This is a genomic window from Micromonospora sp. WMMD723 (assembly GCF_049863385.1).
GTDB lineage: Bacteria > Actinomycetota > Actinomycetes > Mycobacteriales > Micromonosporaceae > Micromonospora > Micromonospora wenchangensis.
This window is the reverse complement of record NZ_JBMKNR010000001.1, coordinates 6,780,321-6,802,258: the sequence shown is the minus strand read 5'-3', so window position 1 is coordinate 6,802,258 and position 21,938 is coordinate 6,780,321. Positions and strand designations below refer to the sequence as shown.

Annotated in this window: 18 protein-coding genes and 1 CRISPR repeat array (1 of these 19 only partly in view); of the genes, 17 read left to right on the top strand and 1 reads right to left on the bottom strand. The window is 70.5% G+C overall.

Features of this window, described 5'->3' with window-relative positions; genetic code table 11:
• The first annotated feature begins 35 nt into the window (after nucleotides 1-35).
• Nucleotides 36-602 (top strand): GNAT family N-acetyltransferase, encoded by a 567-nt coding sequence (locus tag ACN261_RS29430; RefSeq protein ID WP_425853329.1) that lies wholly within the window; start codon nucleotides 36-38, stop codon nucleotides 600-602.
• Here the strand turns inward: ACN261_RS29430 and ACN261_RS29425 are convergent.
• Nucleotides 585-2,225, bottom strand: coding sequence for a hypothetical protein (locus ACN261_RS29425; RefSeq protein WP_425853327.1), 1,641 nt, complete (start codon nucleotides 2,223-2,225; stop codon nucleotides 585-587). The genes ACN261_RS29430 and ACN261_RS29425 overlap by 18 nt on opposite strands.
• Nucleotides 2,226-2,486: 261 nt before the next feature.
• On the opposite strand from ACN261_RS29425, the gene ACN261_RS29420 reads away from it, so the two are divergent.
• From ACN261_RS29420 to ACN261_RS29345, 16 genes are all read left to right on the top strand, one after another.
• Nucleotides 2,487-3,719, top strand: coding sequence for an FAD-binding oxidoreductase (locus ACN261_RS29420; RefSeq protein ID WP_425853325.1), 1,233 nt, complete (start codon nucleotides 2,487-2,489; stop codon nucleotides 3,717-3,719).
• Nucleotides 3,716-4,405, top strand: coding sequence for an N-acetyltransferase (locus tag ACN261_RS29415; RefSeq protein ID WP_425853323.1), 690 nt, complete (start codon nucleotides 3,716-3,718; stop codon nucleotides 4,403-4,405). The genes ACN261_RS29420 and ACN261_RS29415 overlap by 4 nt, the downstream gene beginning before the upstream one ends.
• A 231-nt stretch (nucleotides 4,406-4,636) precedes the next feature.
• Nucleotides 4,637-4,912 carry a hypothetical protein gene (locus ACN261_RS29410; protein ID WP_425853321.1) on the top strand — a complete coding sequence of 92 codons (276 nt, stop codon included), beginning with the start codon at nucleotides 4,637-4,639 and terminating at the stop codon, nucleotides 4,910-4,912.
• Nucleotides 4,909-6,366, top strand: coding sequence for an APC family permease (locus ACN261_RS29405; protein WP_425853319.1), 1,458 nt, complete (start codon nucleotides 4,909-4,911; stop codon nucleotides 6,364-6,366). Before ACN261_RS29410 ends, ACN261_RS29405 begins: the two co-directional genes overlap by 4 nt.
• Nucleotides 6,367-6,387: 21 nt before the next feature.
• Nucleotides 6,388-7,404 carry a hypothetical protein gene (locus ACN261_RS29400; protein WP_425853318.1) on the top strand — a complete coding sequence of 339 codons (1,017 nt, stop codon included), beginning with the start codon at nucleotides 6,388-6,390 and terminating at the stop codon, nucleotides 7,402-7,404.
• A complete protein-coding gene (locus tag ACN261_RS29395; RefSeq protein WP_425853316.1) occupies nucleotides 7,401-8,648 on the top strand; it encodes a histidine decarboxylase in 1,248 nt (415 codons plus the stop codon). The genes ACN261_RS29400 and ACN261_RS29395 overlap by 4 nt, the downstream gene beginning before the upstream one ends.
• A 117-nt stretch (nucleotides 8,649-8,765) precedes the next feature.
• Nucleotides 8,766-9,989: a class II histone deacetylase gene (locus ACN261_RS29390; RefSeq protein WP_425853314.1), complete on the top strand. Its 1,224-nt coding sequence runs from the start codon at nucleotides 8,766-8,768 to the stop codon at nucleotides 9,987-9,989.
• Nucleotides 9,990-10,045: 56 nt separating this feature from the next.
• The gene (locus ACN261_RS29385) at nucleotides 10,046-11,209 is read left to right on the top strand and encodes a ParB N-terminal domain-containing protein (protein ID WP_425853312.1); all 1,164 of its coding nucleotides are present in this window, start codon (nucleotides 10,046-10,048) and stop codon (nucleotides 11,207-11,209) included.
• Nucleotides 11,210-11,627: 418 nt separating this feature from the next.
• Entirely contained in the window at nucleotides 11,628-12,338 is a 711-nt protein-coding gene (locus ACN261_RS29380) for a hypothetical protein (RefSeq protein WP_425853310.1), read from the top strand.
• 28 nt (nucleotides 12,339-12,366) lie between these two features.
• Entirely contained in the window at nucleotides 12,367-13,155 is a 789-nt protein-coding gene (locus ACN261_RS29375; RefSeq protein WP_425853308.1) for a helix-turn-helix transcriptional regulator, read from the top strand.
• A gap of 3 nt (nucleotides 13,156-13,158) precedes the next feature.
• Nucleotides 13,159-14,343: a M20 family metallopeptidase gene (locus tag ACN261_RS29370; protein WP_425853306.1), complete on the top strand. Its 1,185-nt coding sequence runs from the start codon at nucleotides 13,159-13,161 to the stop codon at nucleotides 14,341-14,343.
• 137 nt (nucleotides 14,344-14,480) lie between these two features.
• Nucleotides 14,481-16,322, top strand: a complete 1,842-nt coding sequence (locus ACN261_RS29365; RefSeq protein WP_425853304.1) for a methyltransferase domain-containing protein — start codon at nucleotides 14,481-14,483, stop codon at nucleotides 16,320-16,322.
• Nucleotides 16,319-16,996, top strand: coding sequence for a class I SAM-dependent methyltransferase (locus ACN261_RS29360; protein ID WP_204962121.1), 678 nt, complete (start codon nucleotides 16,319-16,321; stop codon nucleotides 16,994-16,996). The genes ACN261_RS29365 and ACN261_RS29360 overlap by 4 nt, the downstream gene beginning before the upstream one ends.
• Before the next feature lie 546 nt (nucleotides 16,997-17,542).
• A complete protein-coding gene (locus tag ACN261_RS29355) occupies nucleotides 17,543-18,118 on the top strand; it encodes a hypothetical protein (protein WP_425853302.1) in 576 nt (191 codons plus the stop codon).
• Between the two features lie 11 nt (nucleotides 18,119-18,129).
• A complete protein-coding gene (locus ACN261_RS29350) occupies nucleotides 18,130-18,480 on the top strand; it encodes an S-adenosylmethionine decarboxylase family protein (protein WP_425853300.1) in 351 nt (116 codons plus the stop codon).
• A 64-nt stretch (nucleotides 18,481-18,544) separates the two neighbouring features.
• Nucleotides 18,545-18,886, top strand: a complete 342-nt coding sequence (locus ACN261_RS29345) for an SDR family oxidoreductase (protein ID WP_425853298.1) — start codon at nucleotides 18,545-18,547, stop codon at nucleotides 18,884-18,886.
• Between the two features lie 29 nt (nucleotides 18,887-18,915).
• Nucleotides 18,916-21,938: a CRISPR direct-repeat array (repeat unit 28 nt; unit sequence GGAAGACCCCCGCGCGTGCGGGGACGAC) (it continues 238 nt past the right edge of the window).

The following is a 21,938-nucleotide window of genomic DNA, read 5'->3' as shown; positions in this document are numbered from 1 at the left end:
GGGTGGGGCGTGGGGGTGTTCGTAGGGTGGTGGGCGTGAGCGATGTGATGTTTGCCCGCCTTGGTGCGGAGGCTGCTGGCGGGTTGATGGACGAGCTGTGTGAGGTGTACGCGGATGCCTACGGGCAGGTGCCTGGCGAGGACGCGACGGTCAAGGTTGATGCGTTTCGGGGGCGGGCCACGGCGGCGTTGGGTACGCGGAACTACGAGCTGGTCACCGCGCGGGTGGGGGACGAGTTGGTGGGGTTCGTCTTCGGGTACAGCCTGCGGCAGGACCGGGACTGGTTCGCTGGGCTTGAGCCGGCTCCGGAGGAGGGGTTCACCGACGAGCGGGGTGGTGAACGCACGGTGGTCCTGGCCGAGATTGAGGTTCGCAAGGCGTGGCAGGGTCGGGGGATCGGGCGCGGCCTGCACGATTCGTTTCTGAGGGGACGACGTGAGGAGCGCGCGACCCTGACGGCCAACCCGGTTGCCACCGCAACCCATGCTCTGTATCAGGGTTGGGGCTGGCAGCGGGTAGGCAGCATTCCTGGCCGGCCGGGGGCGTATTACCGGGAGTACGCGATGTTCGTGCGTCCGCTCCCGTTACTTGACGGGCGTTGAGGACCGGTAGGCGGCGATTGCCTGGTCGAGTTGCTTGACAGCGCGAGTGCGCTTCCACGGATCGAGCCCTCGGCGCATCTCCTGCAAACGTTGCTCGATGCGGAGAGTTGAGTTCACGGACGTCAGTTCCACGACTTCGATGGTGGTTTGGCAGGCCAGGCCGATGTTCTGCTGACGCGCGAAGGCTTCCGCGCGGTAGAGAAGGCGGAACGACCGCTCGTGAAGGTTGCCGTTGTCGCTGAGCTTCAATGCCTTCTCTGAGGCGGCCATGATTCGGTCGACTCCGTCGAACTTCAGCGCGTTCTGCGTGTTGGTGCTCCAGTAGAAGGATTCGTCGTAGAAGTACCACCAGGACTGGCTGGGGTGGGGGTCGGTGAGTGCTGCTTGCAGTGCGGCGTACTCGCGGTCGAGGGCTTGTTTGGATTGGTGGTTTTGGTTGTCGGCGGTGAGGGCGCGGACGGCTACGTCGGCGGCGTAGGCGCGGGCGTAGGGGCTGCCGCTTTGGTCGGCCCAGGCGGAGGCTGCGGCGGCGTGGTCGATGCCGATGCGGGGTTTGCCTTGCCAGGTGGCGAGGTGGCTCATGGTGCAGAGGATGTAGGTGACGAGTTCGACGGCGCGGGCGTCGTGGGCGGCGGTGCGTGCGTCGTCGTAGAGGCGTTGGGCGGAGTGGTAGTCGCCGGTGTTGAAGCAGAGCCAGCCGGCGAGTTGGGTGAGTTCGGCGTAGGTGGCGACGGCGCGGTCGCGGTGTGGGCCGTGGGGTGCGGCTTTGGCCTGTTGTTCGGCGATGCGCCGGTAGGCCAGGGCGGTGGGCAGGGTGGCGGCAGCGCCGAGGACGTCGCCCTGCTTACGCAGGTTGGGCATCATGGCTTCGCAGTGCGCGAGGGTGGCCGGCTCGAACCGTGCGGGGTCGGTGAGCGTGGGTGCGGCGGTGGCGCTGTCGGTGAAGCCTGCGAGGTCGGTCAGTGGTGCTGTTGCGGCGACGGCGAGTGCGGCGGTCAGCTTGGTCAGCATGTCGCGTCGGGTCTGGGGGTGGGGTACTCGTTGCATCCACATGATGATGACCTGCGCCAACTCTGCGAAGTTGACCTCCTCGGGTCGGCGGTACAGGCCGGCGGTTTCCGCTTGTGGCGGGGCGTCCGCGTCGGCGCCGGGACGTCGACCGAGCAGGTCACGAAGCAGGATCTCTGCCTCGCTCGGCACCATGATTTCACCTTGCAGGCCGGGTTTCACCCCCTCGGGCGTGACGGGGGTCGATGCGGTGGCGGAGTCGAGGTGGCGGAAGCTCGGTAGGTCGGCCACGAGGTCGGCGACGCTGCATTCGTAGAGTTCGGCGAGGCGGGCCAGGTTGTCCTGGGAGGGGGAGTAGCCGCCCTTGCCGGGCCAGATCTCCCAGTACGAGAAGCTCTTGAACGACTTGGGTTCGTTGGGCCAGCGCTGGTTCCATTCCTCGGCGGCCTTCGCCTGGCTCCATCCGCGAACGACGCGCAGCGCGACGCGGGGGTTGAGGCGGAACCTGTCGCGGAAGACCTCGGCGGTCTCGACCCATGTTCTTCCCGCTGACCGGAGTTCGGCGGCGAGGCGCGTTTGTTGCTGCCGCAGGCTCTCGGGATTCCCGTCGGTCATGTGCGGCCCTTCCCCGTCAGCCGTGCCCATCGATGGTGCTGCACCACCGTACGCAATTCGGGCCGTCTATGTAACTTCCCCGCGACACGGGGAATTGCGGGGAAGGAAACCTCCCAATGATCACAGGTGGCGGCGTCGGGGCCGCGTCAATGATCGTGGACGCAGTTGCCGGGCGACCGCGTTCCTGCGCCTTCTTCGCATTGCGAAGGATGTGGACCAGTGATGCCCGGAAGGCGTTGTCCGATGGCGGTTTCGAGAGGGGTGGACGTGACGATCCACCGGAGGAAGTGGTTCATGTCCGCGCCTGATCTTGAGCAGTCGCTGACCCCTGCTATCGCTGATCATGAACGGGCGGCGGCGTACTTCTGGTCGTTCATGGTGGATCGGAGTGTGCGGTTTCTGCCGGAGCGGCTTGCGCCGGTGTTCTTCTCGACGTTGGTGGAGGCGATCGCGCACGGGGCTGATCCTGCTGCTTATCGGGCGGGGCTGGTGGTGTTGGGCCGGTTGTACCGGCGGTTCGACCTGTATCCGTATCACGGGACGGTGATCGCGGCGGCCGTGGTGGACACGGTGCGGCGGTTCGCGGGGGAGTCGTGGGGGCCGGAGCTGGTCCGGGTGTGGGAGCAGGGTTGTTTCCGGGTGTTGCGTCTGGCCGAGCAGTGCGCCGAGATGCTGGGCGACGGCCCGCAGGTGACGTTCGGTGTGGTGGAGTCGGTGGTGTCGGCGTCCGGGTGCGTCGCGGTGGTGACGGTGCGTCCGGCGCGGCGGCTGCACTACCTGCCGGGTGACGCTGTGCCGGTGTGTTCGCCTCGGTTGCCGGGGCGGTGGCGGTGGTTGTCTCCGGCGAACGCGCCGCGTCCGGACGGGACGGTGGAGTTCCACGTCAGTGTCGTTCCTGGTGGTGTCGTCTCGCCCGTGCTGGTGAGGCAGGTGACGGTGGGGGAGTTGCTGTGGTTGGGGCCGCCGTGTGAGGTGGGCTTGTCGTTGGCGGCGGCCGGTGATGCCGATCTGTTGCTTGTTGCCGGAGGTACGGGGCTTGCGCCGTTGCGGGCGTTGGTGGAGCAGGTTGCGGCCTCGCCGGGTGGGCGGCGGGTGACGGTGGTGGTGGGTGTTCGCAGGTTGGGGGGTCTGTATGACGCGGCGGCGTTGGACGAGTTGCAGCGGGAGCATGGTGAGTGGTTGACGGTGGTGGTGGTGCTCTCGGGCGACGGTGGTGTCGATCCGGTTGCTCGGGGGAGTTTGCTGGGGTCGGTGCTGCACCACTACGAGGCGGGGCAGGCGGTGTTGGTGTGTGGTCCGCCGGAGTTCGTCCGGGAAGCGCGGACGTGGCTGCCGATCGGCGGTGTCGAGCCTGACGACCTGCACGTGGCGGTGACGTTCCAGCGGGGGTTCGACGTGGATGTGTGGGCGTCGCGGCAACGTCACACCGACACCGCGGTCGCCGAGACGTCCGAGGACAGCGGCGCTGACGGTGGGTCGGGGGTGGCGTCGTGACGCGGACGGAGGTGGTACGTCGCGCCTCGGCTGCGGACCTCGACGCGCTGTCGGTGCTCGTCGCGGAGGCGTTGTCGGTCGGCGCGGTGGGTGGCTGGCTGGTGCCGGATGCCGCCGACCGTTCGCTGGTGCTGCGCCGGTATGCGCGGCTGCTGATGTCATGGGGGCTGGAGCACGGGCAGGTCGACACGACCGGGGACCGGTCGGCGGTGGCGGTGTGGCTGCGACGGCCGGAGGTGCCGGTGCCGTCGGCGGTGTGGATGTACGACCTGCACCAGGCCCTCGGCCCGCACGCGTCCCGGTTCGCCCTGTGGCACGCCTACCTCGATGCCGTGGTGCCGCACGTCCCCCACGCCTACCTGGCGCACCTCGCCGCGCGTCCCGGCCGTGACGACACCGTGCGGGCGTTGCTGGCCGCCCACCATCGGGTCCTCGACGCCGAGGTTCTTCCGGCGTACGCGGAGGTGTCGGGTGGTCGTCCGAGGGAGAGCCTGCTGGCCGCGCTGGGGTACGAGCCGAGGTCACCGATCCTGCTGGAGCCTGCCGGCCCCGCCCTGTGGCGGATGTGGCGACCCGCCCCCGACAGCGGCCGGTCGTGTGGCGGGCTTCCGCCACGGGCACGGCTGCGGCGTGGCGTTACACCGCTGCGCGGCCGGCTCCTCCCGGCACCGCCGCGTTCTCCCTGACCGACCTCGCTGACCGCGCCCGGTAGGGCGTCACCCCTGATCAGTAGCTGGCGGAGGCCGTGTGGCCCGCCAGTCACCCCCGTGCACCCACTTTCCGAAGAAAGGGCTTGTCTCATGTTGACGGTTGTCGAGCGTCCGTTGGTTATGGTTCCGCCGCGCAGGCGTACGGCGGGGTGGTGGTTGCCGCCCTGGCTGACCCCCACCCGCACCCGCCCCACTACCCCCGGCCGCGTGGACGACGCGGGCGCCGAACCGCAGGTGCACCTGTGGGGGTACGCGCTCCGCCGGGAGTGGCCCGACGGCACGCACGACCTGTTCGGGTTCACCCCGCGCGCCGATGTGGCGTTGCGGCGACTCGACCGCGACCGCAGCTACTGGCGCACCGGCCCGGTACGACCCACCGCCGTGTATCTGGTGCCGGTGCACGCCGCCGACGTCACCACCCACCCGGTACGGGACTGCCGCAGGCCGTCGTGCCCGGACGCCCCGCAGCGGGGGCAGCGATGAGCATGCACGAGCAGGTGGCCCTCGCCCGCCGGACGATGACCCCGACCGGCCTGTCGATCTTCGGGGCGGCGGCGTCCGCGCCGATGGTGGTCCTCGCCGGTGGTCTGGTCACCACCTACGCCACGACCCGGGTGACCGCCCTACCCCTCACCTTCGTCCTGGTGACGGGTGTCGTCGCGTTGCTGATGGTCGGCTACACCGCGCTGGCCCGGCAGGTCGGGCACCCGGCTGCCTACTACGGCATCCTCGCCCACGGTGTCAGCCGTGGTTGGGGTGTCGCCGCCGGCCTGGTCGCCCTGGTCGCGTATACGGCGATCCAGACCAGCCTGTACGGCCTGTTCGGGGCGACCCTCGCCGCCCAGTTCGGCGGGACGTGGTGGGTGTGGGCCGGCATCGCCTGGGCCGTCGTCGGCGCCCTCGGAGTACGGGCGATCGCCCTGTCCACCTGGGTCCTCGGCGGGGTCCTCACGGTGTCCCTGCTGATCGTGGGCCTGTTCGTCGCCGCCGGCCTCGGCGCGCCCGCCGACGGTGCCGTGTCGTGGGAGGGGTTCGACGCCTCCGGTCTGGCGGTCGGGGGGATCGGTGGGGCGGTGGCGTTGTGCGTGGCCGCGTTCATGGGCGTCGACGCACCCGGCTCGTTCGTGGAGGAAGCCGTCGACCGGCGGTCGATCGGCCGGGCCACCATCACCGCCGTTCTCGTCCTGGGTGGCGTGTATGCCGCTGCGGCGTGGGCGATGGGCGTGGCCGTCGGCCCGGACACGGTCGCTGTCCGCGCGGCCGATCCGTCCTCCGGCCTGCCGTTCACGATCCTCGAACCCGCCGGTCAAGTGTGGGTGGGTGTTGCCGGGGTGGTGCTGGTGTTCGCGATCGTCACCTCGATGCTGGCGTTCCACAACGTCATCGCCCGCTACGTGTTCGCCATGGCCCGCGAAGGTGTCCTCCCCACGGGTCTCGCTCGCACTGACAGCGCGACCCGGGTCAGCGCCCCGCGCGGCGGCTCCCTCACCCAAACCGGCACGGCCGTCCTCGTCGTCGCCTCGTTCGCCGTCGCCGGGGTCGACCCGGTCGCGGTGATGTTCACCTGGATGTCGACCCTCGGCGCGCTCGGCCTGCTCTGCCTGCTCCTTGCCGCCTCGATCGCCGCGCTGGCCGCCCCACCCGCCGTGCGAGGTGAACGGGCCGGAATCTGGCAGTGGAGGTTCGCACCGGTGCTGGGGGTGCTCGGAGGGTCGGTGGTCCTCGTCGCGATGGTCGGCAACGTCGGCTCCCTCCTCGGGGCCGCACCGGGATCGCCGTATCCGCTGCTGCTCCCGGCGATCCTCGCCGCCACCGCCACCGCAGGCGGCATCTGGGCCGCGCACCTGCGCCGGACCCGGCCCGACGTTTATGCCGGTATCGGTCATGGCACTCCGAAGACGCATGCCGTGCCCGACGCCCTGCACATCTCCATCTGAACCCCGAGGAACACCCCGATCATGAAGACCTACACCGCCCAGACGCCAGCGGCACCGGGCTACCGCAACAGCAGTGATCCGCTGGACCCGGCCTGGCGACCCGAACCCCGGCCGGCGCCACCACCGCCCGGCCCCCGCCGACCGGCGGACCACCAACCCCCACCGGGTCCCCGCCTGATCCAGCCGGCCCCGCCGGACTACCGGATGCCCGACGAGCGACCGTACCGCCGGGACGTCCCCGTCCATGCGGCCCCGCCCGAGCACACCCCGTCACCCTCTCCGCAGCCGGGGGAGCCCGACGGTGGGGTGTCGGTCGAGGCCCGGTGGTGGGCCGACCTGCGGCAGCAGATCGTCTACCGGGCGAAACGCCTGAACACCGGCCACATGATCGAAGCCGACCAGCGCTACGGGCAGCGTGACGCGCTTGGCCCGCACGGGGTGATGCTGTTCTTCGTCTCCGAGGCTGCGGCCCAGCCGCACGGCTACCAGTTGCACACCGCCTACCGGTTGTGGCTGGCCTCCCCGGAATCCCAGCACCTGCCGAGGTTGCTGGCCGACCTGACCGAGGTCGTGGGGGACAGCATCACCCGGGCCGGGGCGGCGGGGCGCCGGTGGCATCCCCTCGGCCCGCAGGGGTCGATGGTCAACGGCGGCGACATGACCCTGCCCGCCGGTGCCGTCTACGTGGGAGTGGGGGTGACGACCCTCGACTCCGACCAGGGCCGTTGGCAGCAACTCGCCCGGACCCTGCGCTCCTCGGGTGATGACCGTCGCCGTTCGGTGTTCGACCTCAAGGGCCAGTGTTTCGTCCTGCTGACCGACGGCACCGCCCTGCACGTCGACCGTGACCCGCACGCCCCGATCGGCGCGGACGGGGTCCGCTGCACCAAACCCCTCGACCCCGACCGGGTCATCCACTACAACCCCCACGAGCACCTCACCGAGCAGGGCGACACCGTCACCCGCGACACCTGGACCCAGCTCACCCGACTGCACCACACCCTCACCGGGCACCTCCTCGCGGGACGTCCGGCATGACCCACACCCCCGCGCCTCTCACCGAGGCCGCGGACCTCGGCCGTACCCCGGTCGACGTCACCGCGGTCCTGGACCACCTGGCCGCCGAGGCCGACACGGCCGCACCGACGAGCATCGGCTTCCCCGGGGCGGTCGACCTGGACCATCGGGAGGTGATGGCCCGCCTCGGTCACCGCCTGTGGAACAACATCGGCGACCCCACCGACACCGGCGGCACCCCGCACACCCGCATCCTCGAACAAGCCGTCATCGCCTGGCTCGCCGACACCCTCCACATGCCCGCCGACGACCGGTGGGGCTACGTCACCACCGGCGGCACCGAAGGCAACCTCTCCGCCCTGCACGCCGCCCGCCGCCGCCTCCCCACCGCCCGCATCTACTACTCCACCGCCGCCCACTACTCCATCCCGAAGATCATCGAGATGCTCGGAGCACGCGGCGTGGTCGTCAACGCGGGCGCGGACGGGGAGATGGACTACGACCACCTCGCCCTCCGCATACGCCGGCACCGGCGGTGGCCGGCGATCGTGGTGGCCACCGCTGGGACCACCATGACCGAAGCCGTCGACGACACCACCCGTATCCGGGCCGTCCTCGATGCCCATCAGGTGCAGGGCCGGCACCTGCACGTCGATGCGGCCCTGTCCGGGATTCCCCTGGCCCTCGACGGGCGGCTCCGCCTGGACGACGACAGCGGCATCGGCAGCGTCACGGTGTCGGGTCACAAGTTCCTCGGGGTACCGACACCCTGCGGCGTGGTCCTCATCCGCGACAGCCTCCGCCGCGAAGGCACCCCGGTCACCTACACCGCAACCCTCGACACCACCGTCACCGGATCCCGCTGCGGACTCGCCGCCGCTCTGCTCTGGCACGCCATCGCCACCCACGGCCGGGAAGGACACCGATGGCGGGTCAGCGAAGCACGCCGTCTCGCCGCCTACACCGTCGACCAGCTCACCACCGCCGGCTGGCCCGCCTGGCGACACCCCCACGCCTTCACCGTCGTCCTACCCACCCCACCCACCGCAGTACGGGCGAAGTGGCTCCTGGCGACCGACGCCGAAGTCAGTCACCTCATCTGCATGCCCGGCATCACCCACGGGCAGATCGACGCCTTCGTCGCCGACCTCACCGAAGCCACCGCGCCGGGTTCAGACCCAGGCCCGGATCACCCACATCTGCCGAGGTCGATCCCTCGTCCCCGGCGAGCGTCTTCACCCACCGCTGGCGTCGGCACCCCCTGACGCGCTGCTTGCCGCCCCGCCGCCCTGGCTTCCCAAGCGCCTGCTTGCCCGCGTCGCGGCGCACCTGCTCACCGCTGCCCGAACCCTGTCTGCCAACCCCCCTGCGAGGCGATCACCGTGACCACCGGCTACGTCTTCCACCCCGAGTACCTGTGGCACGACACCGGCACCAGCGCCGGCCTGCTACCCGCCGACCCCACCGCAGGCGTGCAGCCCGCCGTGCACATCGAGAACCCCGAGGCGAAACGCCGCACCCACGAACTCATCCACGTCTCCGGGCTCCTGGCCGAGCTGCTGGTCATCGAACCCCGGCGAGCCACCATGACCGAACTGCTCCGCGTGCACACCCCCGCACACGTCCAACACATCCGCGCGCAGAGCGACCGGCGCGGGGGAGGGGACGCAGGCGACGGGTACTCCCCGGTCGGGCACGGCAGCTACGACATCGCCCGCCTCGCCGCCGGCGGCCTGCTCGCCCTCGTCACCGCCGTCGCCGACGGCGACATCATCAACGGGTACGCCCTGACCCGCCCACCCGGACACCACGCCACCGCCGACACCGGCATGGGCTTCTGCCTGTTCAACAACCTCGCCATCGCCGCCCGCCACGCCCAAACCCTCCACGGCATGACCCGCATCGCGATCGTCGACTGGGACGCCCACCACGGCAACGGCACCCAAACCATCTTCTACCCCGACCCCACCGTCCTGACCATCTCCCTACACCAGGCCAACTGCTTCCCACCCGACTCCGGATGGACCCACGAAAACGGCATCGCCGACGGCACCGGACACGCCCTCAACGTGCCCCTACCGGCTGGTAGCGGCCACGCCGCCTACCTCCAGGCCATGCACCAGGTCGTCATCCCCGCCCTCGACCGCTTCCGCCCCGACCTGATCCTGCTCGCCAACGGCGTCGACGCCAACGTCTTCGACCCCATGGCCCGACAGATGCTCACCACCAGCACCTACCGCGCCATGACCCGCCTGCTGGTCGACGCCGCCGACCGGCTCTGCCACGGACGACTCATCGCCGCCCATGAAGGCGGCTACAGCCCCTTCTACACCCCCTACTGCGTCCTGGCCGTCCTCGAAGAACTCACCGGCACCACCACCCGGATCACCGACCCCTACGCCACCGTCGTCGCCGCCTACACCGCCGAACCGTTGCGCCCCCACCAGCAGGACGTCATCGACGCCGCCGCCCACCTCGTATCCCGCATCGACGCTACCGCCACCCCCGTCACCCGCCGATCCGCAGACCGAACCAGACAACGGCGGGATGACTCCGGTCATCCCGACGTCCGCCCTACCTCTGCGACGACCCTGGGACACCCATGAGCCCCATTCCTACCGCCCCTGCGGTCCTACCCTCCACCACGGCGACGGTCGCCACCGTGATCTACCGGATCCCGATCCACGACGTCACCCCGGGCATCAACTGGCGCGGCCCGACCACCGACAGCATCAACCTGCAACGCTCCATCGACAAAGCCGGGCAGAAAGACCCGATCAGAATCGCGACCACACCCGACGGCATATGCGAGATCCTCGACGGGCAACGCCGATGGACCGCCATGCGCCGCCTCGGACACACCCACATCAGCGTCATCACCGGACGCCACCTCACCGGCGCCGCACGGGCCCTACAACAACTCGCCTGGCACATCGACGGCGGATACACACCACTGGCACAAGCCAAAGCCCTCGCACACCTCGTACGAGTCGAACAGCTACCCGTGCCTCACATCGCCACCAGCCTGGGCACCACCACACGCTGGGTCACCGACCGCATCACCCTCCTCCGCCTCACCCCCGGCGAGCAACACCGCCTCCTCATCGGCGACCTCACACCCCGCACCGCACTGAAAATGGTCCGACGCCGCCACAACGACACACCCGCCCGAGCACCCGATGCCCCGCCACCGCCGCCCCGACGGCACCAGCGGTACTGGCACATGGGGCACCCACTCGCCTCAGCAGCAATCGCCGCCTGCGCCGACGCCGGACACACCCACCGCAACCCCCACACGCCGTGGGCACCGGTGTCCTGCGCGCCCATCTGGGAACACGTCATCCGCGCCGACGAACGCCAACGAACCCAATCCCCGACCACCCCGAACACCACCACACCCACCCCGACCCTGACCCCCCGAGAGACCCACGCGATCCGCCTGATCACCGCCGGCATGAGTCAAACCGACACCGCCCGCCGACTGGGAGTCTCCAAAGCCTTCCTCCAACGACGGGTCCTCCTGCCCATGATCGGCCGCCTCGGCGTGACCACCACCATCGAAGCCGTCGCCTGGGCAGCCCGCCACCACCTGATCCCCCTACCACCCACCCCCCACCCCACCACCACACCCATCACCCTCGACAACCACACCACCACCATCCTGCGCAGCACCGCCGCCGGACACACCGTCCGCCAGATCGCCAACACCATGAACACCGACGAACGCACCATCATCAATCGACTACAAGCACTCAACAAACGCACCGGATTCCGAAGCCGCTACCAGACCATCGCCTGGGCAATCCACACAGGCCAACTCCCTTAACCCAGGCCAGACCGCCCTCTGCTGCGGGGTCGTCAACAAACCACCCCGCAGACACCGCAGGACCCTGACCGCCCCGGACACGGCTGCACGCGGCAGAACGTCGGGCCGCTATCGGCCCGACGTTCCCTAGACCGAAGACCCTGCGAGGCGGTGCCACCGCTGCGGGAAGACCAGCAGGAAGCGGTTGAGGTGACCGCCGAGCACACCACCCACGACGGCAGGAGACAGGTGTTCGCCGCGTGCAGGCCGGGCAAGACGTTGATCGCCACGCACGCGGCGGTGCGGCGTTGCCCACAGGGTCTGATGGCCATCGTGTCCCGTTGCTGGCCCCGGTCGCCCAGACCCTAGGGGCGTGGGGCCCTCGGGGCCATACCGCCCTCGAATCTCGCTCGCCTACGCCGAGACACTGACCGGCGCGATGTACCTGAACAAGACCGACGAGGTCAATGCCCACCGGCTGGCGTCGACTGACCTGAGAAGCACGCCTGCAACCAGGCGGCGTCGGTGGCTGCCGGAAGGAGGCCGCACCGCCGGTCGACCTGGCGACACACCGACTGACCTGGACGGCTACCTCCAGGACCACGCCGGCCGCATGATGGATAGGGTGACGATGAATCTGTTCACCGGCAGCGCCCAACCCAGCCTCTTCGACGACGCCTCGATCGACGTTCGGGAGCCGGTGCTGATGTCGCTTAACCCGGTCTACTTCGACCTGATCTGGGCCGGCGAGAAGCGTCACGAGTTCCGACGCCGCTTCTTGACCGGCCAGTCGGTGCGCTGGTTCGTCTTCCTCACCGCCCCGGTGTCCCGCCTGGGCGCGGTGATCGACCTGGGGCCCGCTGTGGTGGACACACCGCAGCGCATCGCTGATATCGCCGAGCAGGCCCGCGTGGGTAACGGCGTTTCGGTGTTCGAGTATGTGCAGGACCTGCCACAAGCGTTCGCGATCCCCATTCAGCGGGTCGTTCAGTACCCGGGGATGCCGCTGGATCAGCTCAAGATCGAACTCGGCTCGTTCCATCCCCCTCAGGGCTACACCCGGCTGCGCAACCATCCCGAACTGCTGAGCATCTGCGAGAAGGTCACGGCCGACTCACCGACCCGCGAGATGACCGTGCACGGTCACTAGCGGCATCCTCGGCCGCGGCGACTGGGAGGTGGAAGTCATCATTCGTCGTCAGGCAACCCCCAAGGAGCCGTCCCCCCTGCGCCGTGCCCGCCTCGCGCGAGGGTGGACCCTGGAGAAGGTCGTCGAAGCGTTCGACCAACGCACCACCGGCGGGCATTCTGGTGTTACCCCGACCATGGTCAGCGGCTGGGAGTTGGGCCGGCACACCACCAGCCACGCTCACCGCAAGACGCTGTGCGCCATCTACGGCAAAAGCGTCGACGAGCTGTTCACCCACCAGGACAACCACCTGGGCGACCACGGTGACGGGCCACAACTGCTGGCCCGGTACGTCGACTTGAACGAGGCGATGCTGGCCGTCGTGGCGCAGGCCCGCGAGTGCCTCATCGTCACCGGTTCACGGTCACGTAGCACCGGGTACCTGCAAGCGATCGAAGCCGCCCTCGTGGCGAGCCCCGCGCTGATCTTCTACCGCGTCCTGCACGGCCCACCTCACTATCGGGTGCTGCGCGATCACCTGGCGCGGCTCCTGGAGATCCGCGATCCGCGCGACCGCAGCTTGGGCGTGAAGACGCTCAACCTCGGCATCGAGGAAGACCCGTTGGCTCCGGAGCGGTTCTTCGTGGCCAGTGAGCGGGCGGCCGTGGTTCCCATCCCGTCGCTGACCTCCCACGAGGCGTTCGACTCCGGGGTGCTGCTCGGCGCCGGGCCGGCCTCACGCCTGCTCGACCACGGCCGGCAGGCGTACGCTGCCGCTCGACGCATCGAAACGGTGGCCGACGTGCAGGCGTTGGACGTGCTGCGAGAGCGGGAGTAGCGGGTGACCCACGATCCGGTCTGGCAGGCGGCGCAGCACGACCACGACTCCGTCATCACGCTCACCCGAGACCTGGTCCGCCTTCCCAGCCGAGGCGGCATCGACCCCTACGGTCCGGCGCTCGACCACCTCGAAGCATGGCTCACCGGGCGAGGCCTGCCGGCACGCCGGCTGAAAGGGCCCAGTGGGGAAGCCGTCGCCCTTGTGGTCGAGATGCACGGCGCTCAGCCAGGACCACGCTATGTGCTCGACGCCTGCCTCGACACCGCCCCGTTCGGCGACGAGGCCGCTTGGACCCATGCTCCGACATCGGCCGCCTCCGACGGCGACTGGCTCTACGGCCGCGGAGCGGCAGACTCCAAAGCTGCCGTCGCGGTCTTCTCGCACATCGGCGTGCGCCTCGCGGAGGCCCGCGATCGGCTGCGCGGCAGCGTCGTGCTGCTGTTCGACGTCGACGAGCACACCGGCGCGTTCGGTGGGGCGAAGACGTACTTCCGGAACGCCCAGCCCGTCGCTGGCGTGATGATCGGCTATCCGGGCGGCGACCATGTCGTCGTCGGCGGCCGCGGCGTGCTTCGGGCCCGGCTGCACGTGCATGGGGTGTCGAGCCACTCGGGCGGCAGCCGACCGACACCGAACGCGATCGTCAAGGCCGCGGAGCTGGTGCAGAAGCTGCGCGACGCACCGCTACCCGGGCCCGCCCAAGCCTTCCCACCGTTGCCCAAGCTGACCGTGACCGCGATCAGCGGTGGAGAGGGCTACTCCGTCGTTCCGGACCTGTGCACGGTGAACGTGGACGTGCGGCTCACACCCTCGCTGGACGATCGGGCCGGGGAGACGCTGGTGCGCGAGTGCGTCCGGGCAGTCGACCGAAGGTGGCCGGACACTGCGCCGACTCACGTCGAGATCACGACCAGATGGCCGCCGTACGCCCTGGCGGACACCGACCCGATGGTGCGGGAGCTGGTCGACGCCGCTGCGCGCTACGGGCTCGCCCCGTCGCCGAAGATCGCCGGCCCGTCGAACATCGGGAACTACCTGGCGGGTCTGGGCATCCCGGCGACGGCCGGTTTCGGCGTCGACTACGAAGGGCTGCATGCGACGGACGAGCGGATTCGGCTGGCGTCCATCCCTGTGGTGCAGGCTGTCTACCATCGGACACTTCTCGGTCTGCTCGCATCTCGCTGACCTGGGCTTTCATCGTTCTCGCGACTGGTCGATGAACAAGCGGTAGATAGTTCGACGACATCCGTGAACTGGCCCACTCCTGCACGGCGGGTGAGGGTGCCACTACCAGTAGGCACATCCTCAGGAGGTCGTCCACCGTGCGCCCCCACCCCCCACAGACCATCGGATTCCCTCGCGAGAGCGGACCCGAGCGCCGCACGATCCTCACCCCCACCCTGGCGCGGTCGCTCACCGACGCCGGATTCGACATCCACGCCGAGCCCGGCATCGGCGAGGGCATCTTCATCGACGACACGACCTACAAGCAGGCCGGAGTGCGACTCACCACGCCCGACGAGGTATGGGCGGCACCACTCGTGCTGCGCTACAAGTCGCCCAACCCCGGCGACCTCACCCGCCTACGGCCCGGGCAGCACATCGGCGCGCTGTTCCACGCCGAGGGTGACGTGGATCTGCTCGCCGCGCTGACGTCCACGAAGGTGAACGCCTGGAGCTACGAGTTCCTGGCCGACAACGGCCAGTTCCCCCTCGGCCGCCCCGGCGGCCACATCGCCGGCGTACAAGCCGTCCTGGCCGGCACGCAGGCGTTGCAGCACCCGGCCGGGCGCGGTGTCCTCCCCGGCAGCCTGCCGGGAGCCGAGCCGGCGAACGTCGTGGTCATCGGCAGCGGTAACGTCGGCCGCGCCGCCGCGCTCACCGCCGCGCGGCTCGGAGCCCGCGTCACCGTCCTCACCAGCGGCCCCACGTCCCGCGACGAATACCAGGCCGCAGCCCCGACCGGGGTCACCGTGCTCGCCAACGACCGTACGGTCCTCCGCGAGGCCCTGGCCAGCGCCGACCTCGTGATCGGCGCCATTCTGATCTCCACCCACGACACCCCGCCGATGATCCGCACCACCGACCTGCACCACATGCGACGCGGCGCGGTCATCGTGGACGCCACCTGCGGGTACGGGCCGGGCTACCTCCCGACGGCCGGGCCCGTGCAGAAGCCGGGCGACCCGCCGAGGATCGTCCGGGGCGTGCTGCACGTCAAGGTGGACGTGTGGCCCGCGCTGGTGCCGGTCACCGCGAGCCACGCGTATGCCGCAAACGCCGCGCCGTACCTGGTGCGACTGGCCGAGACCGTGCTACGCGGCCGCGACGACACCGCCGTGCGGACCGCTCAGATCACCGCCAACGGCGTGCTGGCGCACCCCGTGGTCCGCCAAGCACGCCCGCTTCTACGGGATAACGCGGTGACCGCCACGACGCCCGGATACGCCGCCCGCGCCGGCACGTACGCAGCGGAGGTGACCGCCGGGCTCACCGTCCCCCAACTGCTCGACGACCTACTGCGCCCGGGCCTGACCGTGGCAGAGGTCCCCTCGGGCACCGGGCACTACCCGCACACCTACGCCGCTGCGGGATGCACCACGGTGCTCATCGACGCCAGCCCGGAGATGCTCGACGCCGCAGCCGAGAACGTCGCAGGCGTGCCGCACGTCAGCCTGATCCACGCCCGGCTCGAAACGCTCACCGCCGAGCAACTGCGGGTCGACCTGATCGTGGTGCCCAACGGCGCGCTCAACCAGCTCGCCGACGCTATGCCGCTACCGGACATCTTCCGCCAGCTCGCTGGCGTCCTGAACCCCGGCGGCCAGGTGCTCCTTCAGGCGTTGCTGGGCGAACCGGTCGAGAGGTGCGGCTTCTACGAGCCGCTACGGGACGACGCGCCCTTCATCGACCGCGTGATACCGGCCCCCTCCGGCGGCACGCTGGTGCGCCACCGTCGACAGCGCCGCACCGACGACCGCGTCAGCATCGAGTTCGTCCTGCGGCATAACGACGACCAGGTGTACGAGCACACCGTCACCCTGCGGCTGCTCGACCGCCCATCGGTCACCAACGCCGCAGCGGCCGCGGGCATGAAGGTGACCACCTACCAACCCGGGCTCGGCCAGTTGACCGAAGTCCTCCTTGCCGCAGCGCCGACATGACCGGGCAGACCGTCGCGGCAGCCGACCCCTACTGGAACCGCTACTACAACGCCGAATTCGAGTTCGGGATGGGCACCGAGGACGTCCTCGCCGCCCTCTCCGAGCTTCCGCCCGTCCGCCGGTGGTGCGATCTGGGCGCCGGCTCGGAGTCGCTGCTGTGGTCAATCCCGCTCACCGCCGACCATCTCATTGCCGTCGACGTCGACTTGGACCGCCTGGCGATCCTGTCCCGGTACGCCGCTCAGGGCCAGCCACGCCCCGCCTATACAACGGTGCTGAGGATGTGCCACCGCACCGCCGAGGACTTCACCCGCCGATGCCGGTCCTTGGCCGGCACCCTGGTCGCAGACTGCCTTGACGGACCGCCGCTGGCCCTGGCCCCCGGCAGCACCGACCTGGTCACCCAGTTCGGTCTGCTCGGCCTCGCCGAAACCCCAGAACATTTCCTCGACGCCTGGCGCAGGGCGCACGTGCCGCTCGCCCCGGGCGGCTGGTGCGCCGGCGCGAACTGGGTTCCCGAGCCGTCCCGCCAAACCGGCCGGGTCACGCTGACGCAAGGCCTCTACCGTCGCGCGTTCGCCGATGCCGGCATCCACCCGCACCTGCTGCACCGAGTAGCCAGCGTCGATCCGCAGTTCCCCAGCCTGTGGCTCTACACCGGGAGGAAACAGTGACCACCCCCAGCACCGACCTCATCTTCGCGCCGGTCGGCATCGCCCACCTCACCAACCGCAACTCCGACCTGCTGCGCGCCGCAGCAGCTGGCCGGTCCGCGCTTCGCGTGACGACCGCAGCGCAGCTCAACGGCGTGCCGCACTTCGGCACCACCGTCACGATCCTGACGGTCTTCGCGTTCGCCGCGCACGCCGCCGACGACCTCGGGCTTCCCGCGACCGTGGTCTTCGACGCCCTAGAGAACGCACCAGCCGAGCACCTGGAGCGCGGCGGCGAGCAATACACCCGCACCGTCGGCGACCTTATCGACGCAGGCCGCCTCAACGAGGCCACCCGAACCGACGGGTTCCGGCGGCTCCTCGACTGGGCCCGGGACCGCTCCGGGGTGCCCTACGAGGTACGGCCGTACGCCGTCTACCAGAACCTGCGTCCAGTCCGAGAGTGCCTGCACCACATCGCCCAGCAGCTCGACGCGTTCGCGCCGATCTGCGCCCCCACCGACGGCGTGGTCAAAGTCCGCCCCCCGCTGCCCCGCATGCCGTCTCATGGAGAAAGCCGGCAAGCACCTGCGAATCACCACACTGCCCGACGCCGTGCAACTCGACAGCATCTGCCCGGACCACGGCCCGTACACCGAACACGTCCCGGTCAACGGCGGCGGCTGGTACGACGCGAACACCCCCGTCCGCTCGATCCAGAAGGGCTACCTCCTCGCGGCCGAACGGGAGCTGTACGACGCCTGCTCCGTCTCCGTCGACGGCGCCGACTGGGGCGGAGCCTGGCACAGCCAAGTCCTCGCGCCCGGCCTGGCCACCCTCGGCGTACCGCCGCACGACTGGCCCGTCTCCGTGTTCACACCGCTCGTAGTCGACCGCACCGGCGGCAAGCTATCCAAAAGCCTGTACGTCGCCAAGAGCGCGTACGCCGACCTACCAGAGCTGTTCCTCAACCTCGACATCCTGCTGGCCGAGCACGGCGACCACGTCCTCGACACCCTGTGGACCGAGGTTTCCCGGTGGGCCAGCGACCCGCACCGGCTACACCGCTCCTACACCGTCGACTACTTCGCCGCCCTGCTCAACGAGCACCTTCCCGCCCGCCCCGCGCCCCGCGCCGCCTGATCGGAGCACCCGTGATCCACGCTGTCTACGACGTGACCAACTGCGCCAGGGCCGACGTCGACCCAGGGCAGATCATGACCGCGATGCGGGAGACGTGCCGCCTGTTGGGCAACACGGCCCGCTCCGAACTGATCGAGCCGTTCCAACCGCACGGCGCGACGTGCGTCCTGATCCTTGCCGAGTCCCACATCACCGTGTCGACGTGGCCCGAGCTCGGGCTCGCCCACATCGACGTGTTCACCTGCCGGGCCGAAAGCGACCCAGACATGGCCATCGCACCGATCCTCGCGCTGCTCGGCGGCGACGTCGCCCTCAACGGTCGAGTTCCGCGCCTGCCGCTACCGGCACCCATCGCCGCCTGAACCGCGACTGATACGACGAAGGGCCCGCAGGGGGCGACGACGCTATGGGCAAATTCCGGCCATTGTGCCGTGCATACCCGCCCTGGACACCAACCTCCTGTGCGCGTGGCGCTGCTGCGCCGCCGCCGTGCCGGAGATGAAGAAGAACGGCTACTGCCGCATCGTCAACATCAGTAGCCACCTCGCTTCGCTCACCACCATGGGCGACACGAACGTCTCCTACCGCGTGTCCAAGGCGGCTCTGAACGCGCTGACCCGGGTCCTCGCGGCCGAACTGGCCGGCACCGGCATCCTGGTCAACGCATGCTTACTGGGACGCATGAACACGCGGATGGCGTACGGCGAGACCGACCGGACGCCGGGGGAAGGTGCCGATACACCCGTGTGGCTCGCGTGCGACGACTGAGCCAGCGTCACGGTCACCAGCGGGGCGATGGGAAGACCCCGCGTGTGCGGGGACGACACCAACGTGGTGGCTCCGCTGCCCGCCTTCCTGGGAAGACCCCCGCGCGTGCGGGGACGACCCAGGGTCGCTCACCAGTCTGATGAGACGGCGGGGAAGACCCCCGCGCGTGCGGGGACGACTCCACCCACTCGGCGTACGCGGCGCGGATCTCCGGAAGACCCCCGCGCGTGCGGGGACGACACGGCACAACCCGAGAGGAGCCCGTCGTGGGCCGGAAGACCCCCGCGCGTGCGGGGACGACGTTGGCGGGGACGCGGATGGGGATCATCGGCGGGGAAGACCCCCGCGCGTGCGGGGACGACGCGCCGGCCGTGTTGTTGGTGGTGCGTGCGTAGGGAAGACCCCCGCGCGTGCGGGGACGACTCGTCGAACGGGCAGTGACGCCCGTCGGGGTACGGAAGACCCCCGCGCGTGCGGGGACGACGCTCACCCGATAGCGGCAACGCTTCGGCTCCGGGGAAGACCCCCGCGCGTGCGGGGACGACGGCGTCGTGGAGGGCGTCAAGTGCGGAGGCTTCGGAAGACCCCCGCGCGTGCGGGGACGACGCACAGTCGACGGAGATGATCAACTCGTCGAAGGGAAGACCCCCGCGCGTGCGGGGACGACGGGGGAGCCGGAACCGGCGTCGCCCCCGGCACGGGAAGACCCCCGCGCGTGCGGGGACGACGGGGCCGCCTCTGCCGCGCGCATGGCGATGACCGGAAGACCCCCGCGCGTGCGGGGACGACGGCGGGCTCCGGGTCGTTGCCGGGGATGAGCGCGGAAGACCCCCGCGCGTGCGGGGACGACGGTGAGTACGGGCGGATCACCCTGCAGAAGAACGGAAGACCCCCGCGTGTGCGGGGACGACGACGCGATCGGACGATCCCTCGGTAGTTGCTGAGGAAGACCCCCGCGCGTGCGGGGACGACGTCCACCGGATCGAGCACCGCGACGCCCACCAGGGAAGACCCCCGCGCGTGCGGGGACGACGACCGGGAAACCGAGTCCGTGGACACCCAGTCCGGAAGACCCCCGCGCGTGCGGGGACGACGCCGGCGTCAGCCCGTACGCGCCCCGACGGGCGGGAAGACCCCCGCGCGTGCGGGGACGACCATCGCCGACTCGATCGCCCAGCTCCGTCAGGAGGGAAGACCCCCGCGCGTGCGGGGACGACCGGAGTCCACGGCACGTACCCGGCCTGCCCCGGGGAAGACCCCCGCGCGTGCGGGGACGACAACCCCCGCGGCCCCTTGACGTCCAGCCGCGGGGGAAGACCCCCGCGCGTGCGGGGACGACGACCGGTTCGCGGGTGCCGTCGGGGTGCACGCGGGAAGACCCCCGCGCGTGCGGGGACGACGCCGGCCGGGTCGTCGCCGCCGGTGCCCGACCGGGAAGACCCCCGCGCGTGCGGGGACGACACCCGGCCGGCGACGTGGAGACCCCCCTGTACCGGAAGACCCCCGCGCGTGCGGGGACGACTCCCACTGGACGAGCAGCACCAGCGGCGCGAACGGAAGACCCCCGCGCGTGCGGGGACGACCTCGTCGCCGGAGACTCCACCATGGGCCTGCGCGGAAGACCCCCGCGCGTGCGGGGACGACATCGCCTCACGCGCCGCGTGCCACTCCGACAGCGGAAGACCCCCGCGCGTGCGGGGACGACGCCGACGAAGATGAAGCGGTCACGGAGTACGAGGGAAGACCCCCGCGCGTGCGGGGACGACCTCGCCGGACATACCGTCTACCAGGTGATCAACGGAAGACCCCCGCGCGTGCGGGGACGACGCCGCGAAGAACGGACAGGCTGACCTGTTCGGGGGAAGACCCCCGCGCGTGCGGGGACGACAACAGCTCGCAGGCGTCGCGCATGAACGCCAGGGGAAGACCCCCGCGCGTGCGGGGACGACGGGTCGCCACCCACCGACACCCGGTCGGCCTGAGGAAGACCCCCGCGCGTGCGGGGACGACTCGCCCACGTGCTCACCGGACCACCCGCAGCGCGGAAGACCCCCGCGCGTGCGGGGACGACACGCCGCCGTCGCGCAGCAGAAACACGTACGTGGGAAGACCCCCGCGCGTGCGGGGACGACTCGAACCGGGTCGGCGTGGACGCGATGCGGAACGGAAGACCCCCGCGCGTGCGGGGACGACACCATCTCCGGTGAACTCGTCACCATCTCCCGGGGAAGACCCCCGCGCGTGCGGGGACGACGCTGTCCCGCCAAGCCCGCCCCATCTCGGTGGGGGAAGACCCCCGCGCGTGCGGGGACGACGTCAGCAGGCGCAGATCACCTACGAGCGCGAAGGGAAGACCCCCGCGCGTGCGGGGACGACCAAGCCAGCGTTCAACGGCATCGGCTCGGCGAGGAAGACCCCCGCGCGTGCGGGGACGACATCACCGGCTGGGATTTGATGATCATCGACAAGGGAAGACCCCCGCGCGTGCGGGGACGACCCCTCGCGGGTCAGCCGCTCGCGTCGCGCAGGCGGAAGACCCCCGCGCGTGCGGGGACGACCAGTCGCAGCGCGGATGCCGGTCGAAGCCCTGGGGAAGACCCCCGCGCGTGCGGGGACGACGTGCAGTGGCAGCGCGCCGCGCAGGGCATCGGCGGAAGACCCCCGCGCGTGCGGGGACGACCACCATGTCGCGCACCATCCGGAACACGATGACGGAAGACCCCCGCGCGTGCGGGGACGACTAGTCGCGACAGAGGTCCGGATCGTGCTCCGGGGGAAGACCCCCGCGCGTGCGGGGACGACATGGACTGGACGCCGGAACCGCCGATCGTGCCCGGAAGACCCCCGCGCGTGCGGGGACGACCGGCGTGCCGGCGGTCCCGCGTGGGCCGGCGAGGGAAGACCCCCGCGCGTGCGGGGACGACGTCTACGACTCCAGCGGTTCCCCGTACGTCCGGGGAAGACCCCCGCGCGTGCGGGGACGACGTAGAACCGCTCGGCCTGGGCAAGTTCACCCTTGGAAGACCCCCGCGCGTGCGGGGACGACGTGGAC

Bases quoted from the DNA above. Each gene is read 5' to 3' on its own strand.
- ACN261_RS29425 (WP_425853327.1), bottom strand. From the start codon at position 2,225: ATGACCGACGGGAATCCCGAGAGCCTGCGGCAGCAACAAACGCGCCTC.
- ACN261_RS29405 (WP_425853319.1), top strand. From the start codon at position 4,909: ATGAGCATGCACGAGCAGGTGGCCCTCGCCCGCCGGACGATGACCCCG.
- ACN261_RS29400 (WP_425853318.1), top strand. From the start codon at position 6,388: ATGAAGACCTACACCGCCCAGACGCCAGCGGCACCGGGCTACCGCAAC.
- ACN261_RS29395 (WP_425853316.1), top strand. From the start codon at position 7,401: ATGACCCACACCCCCGCGCCTCTCACCGAGGCCGCGGACCTCGGCCGT.
- ACN261_RS29380 (WP_425853310.1), top strand. From the start codon at position 11,628: ATGTACCTGAACAAGACCGACGAGGTCAATGCCCACCGGCTGGCGTCG.
- ACN261_RS29360 (WP_204962121.1), top strand. From the start codon at position 16,319: ATGACCGGGCAGACCGTCGCGGCAGCCGACCCCTACTGGAACCGCTAC.
- ACN261_RS29355 (WP_425853302.1), top strand. From the start codon at position 17,543: ATGGAGAAAGCCGGCAAGCACCTGCGAATCACCACACTGCCCGACGCC.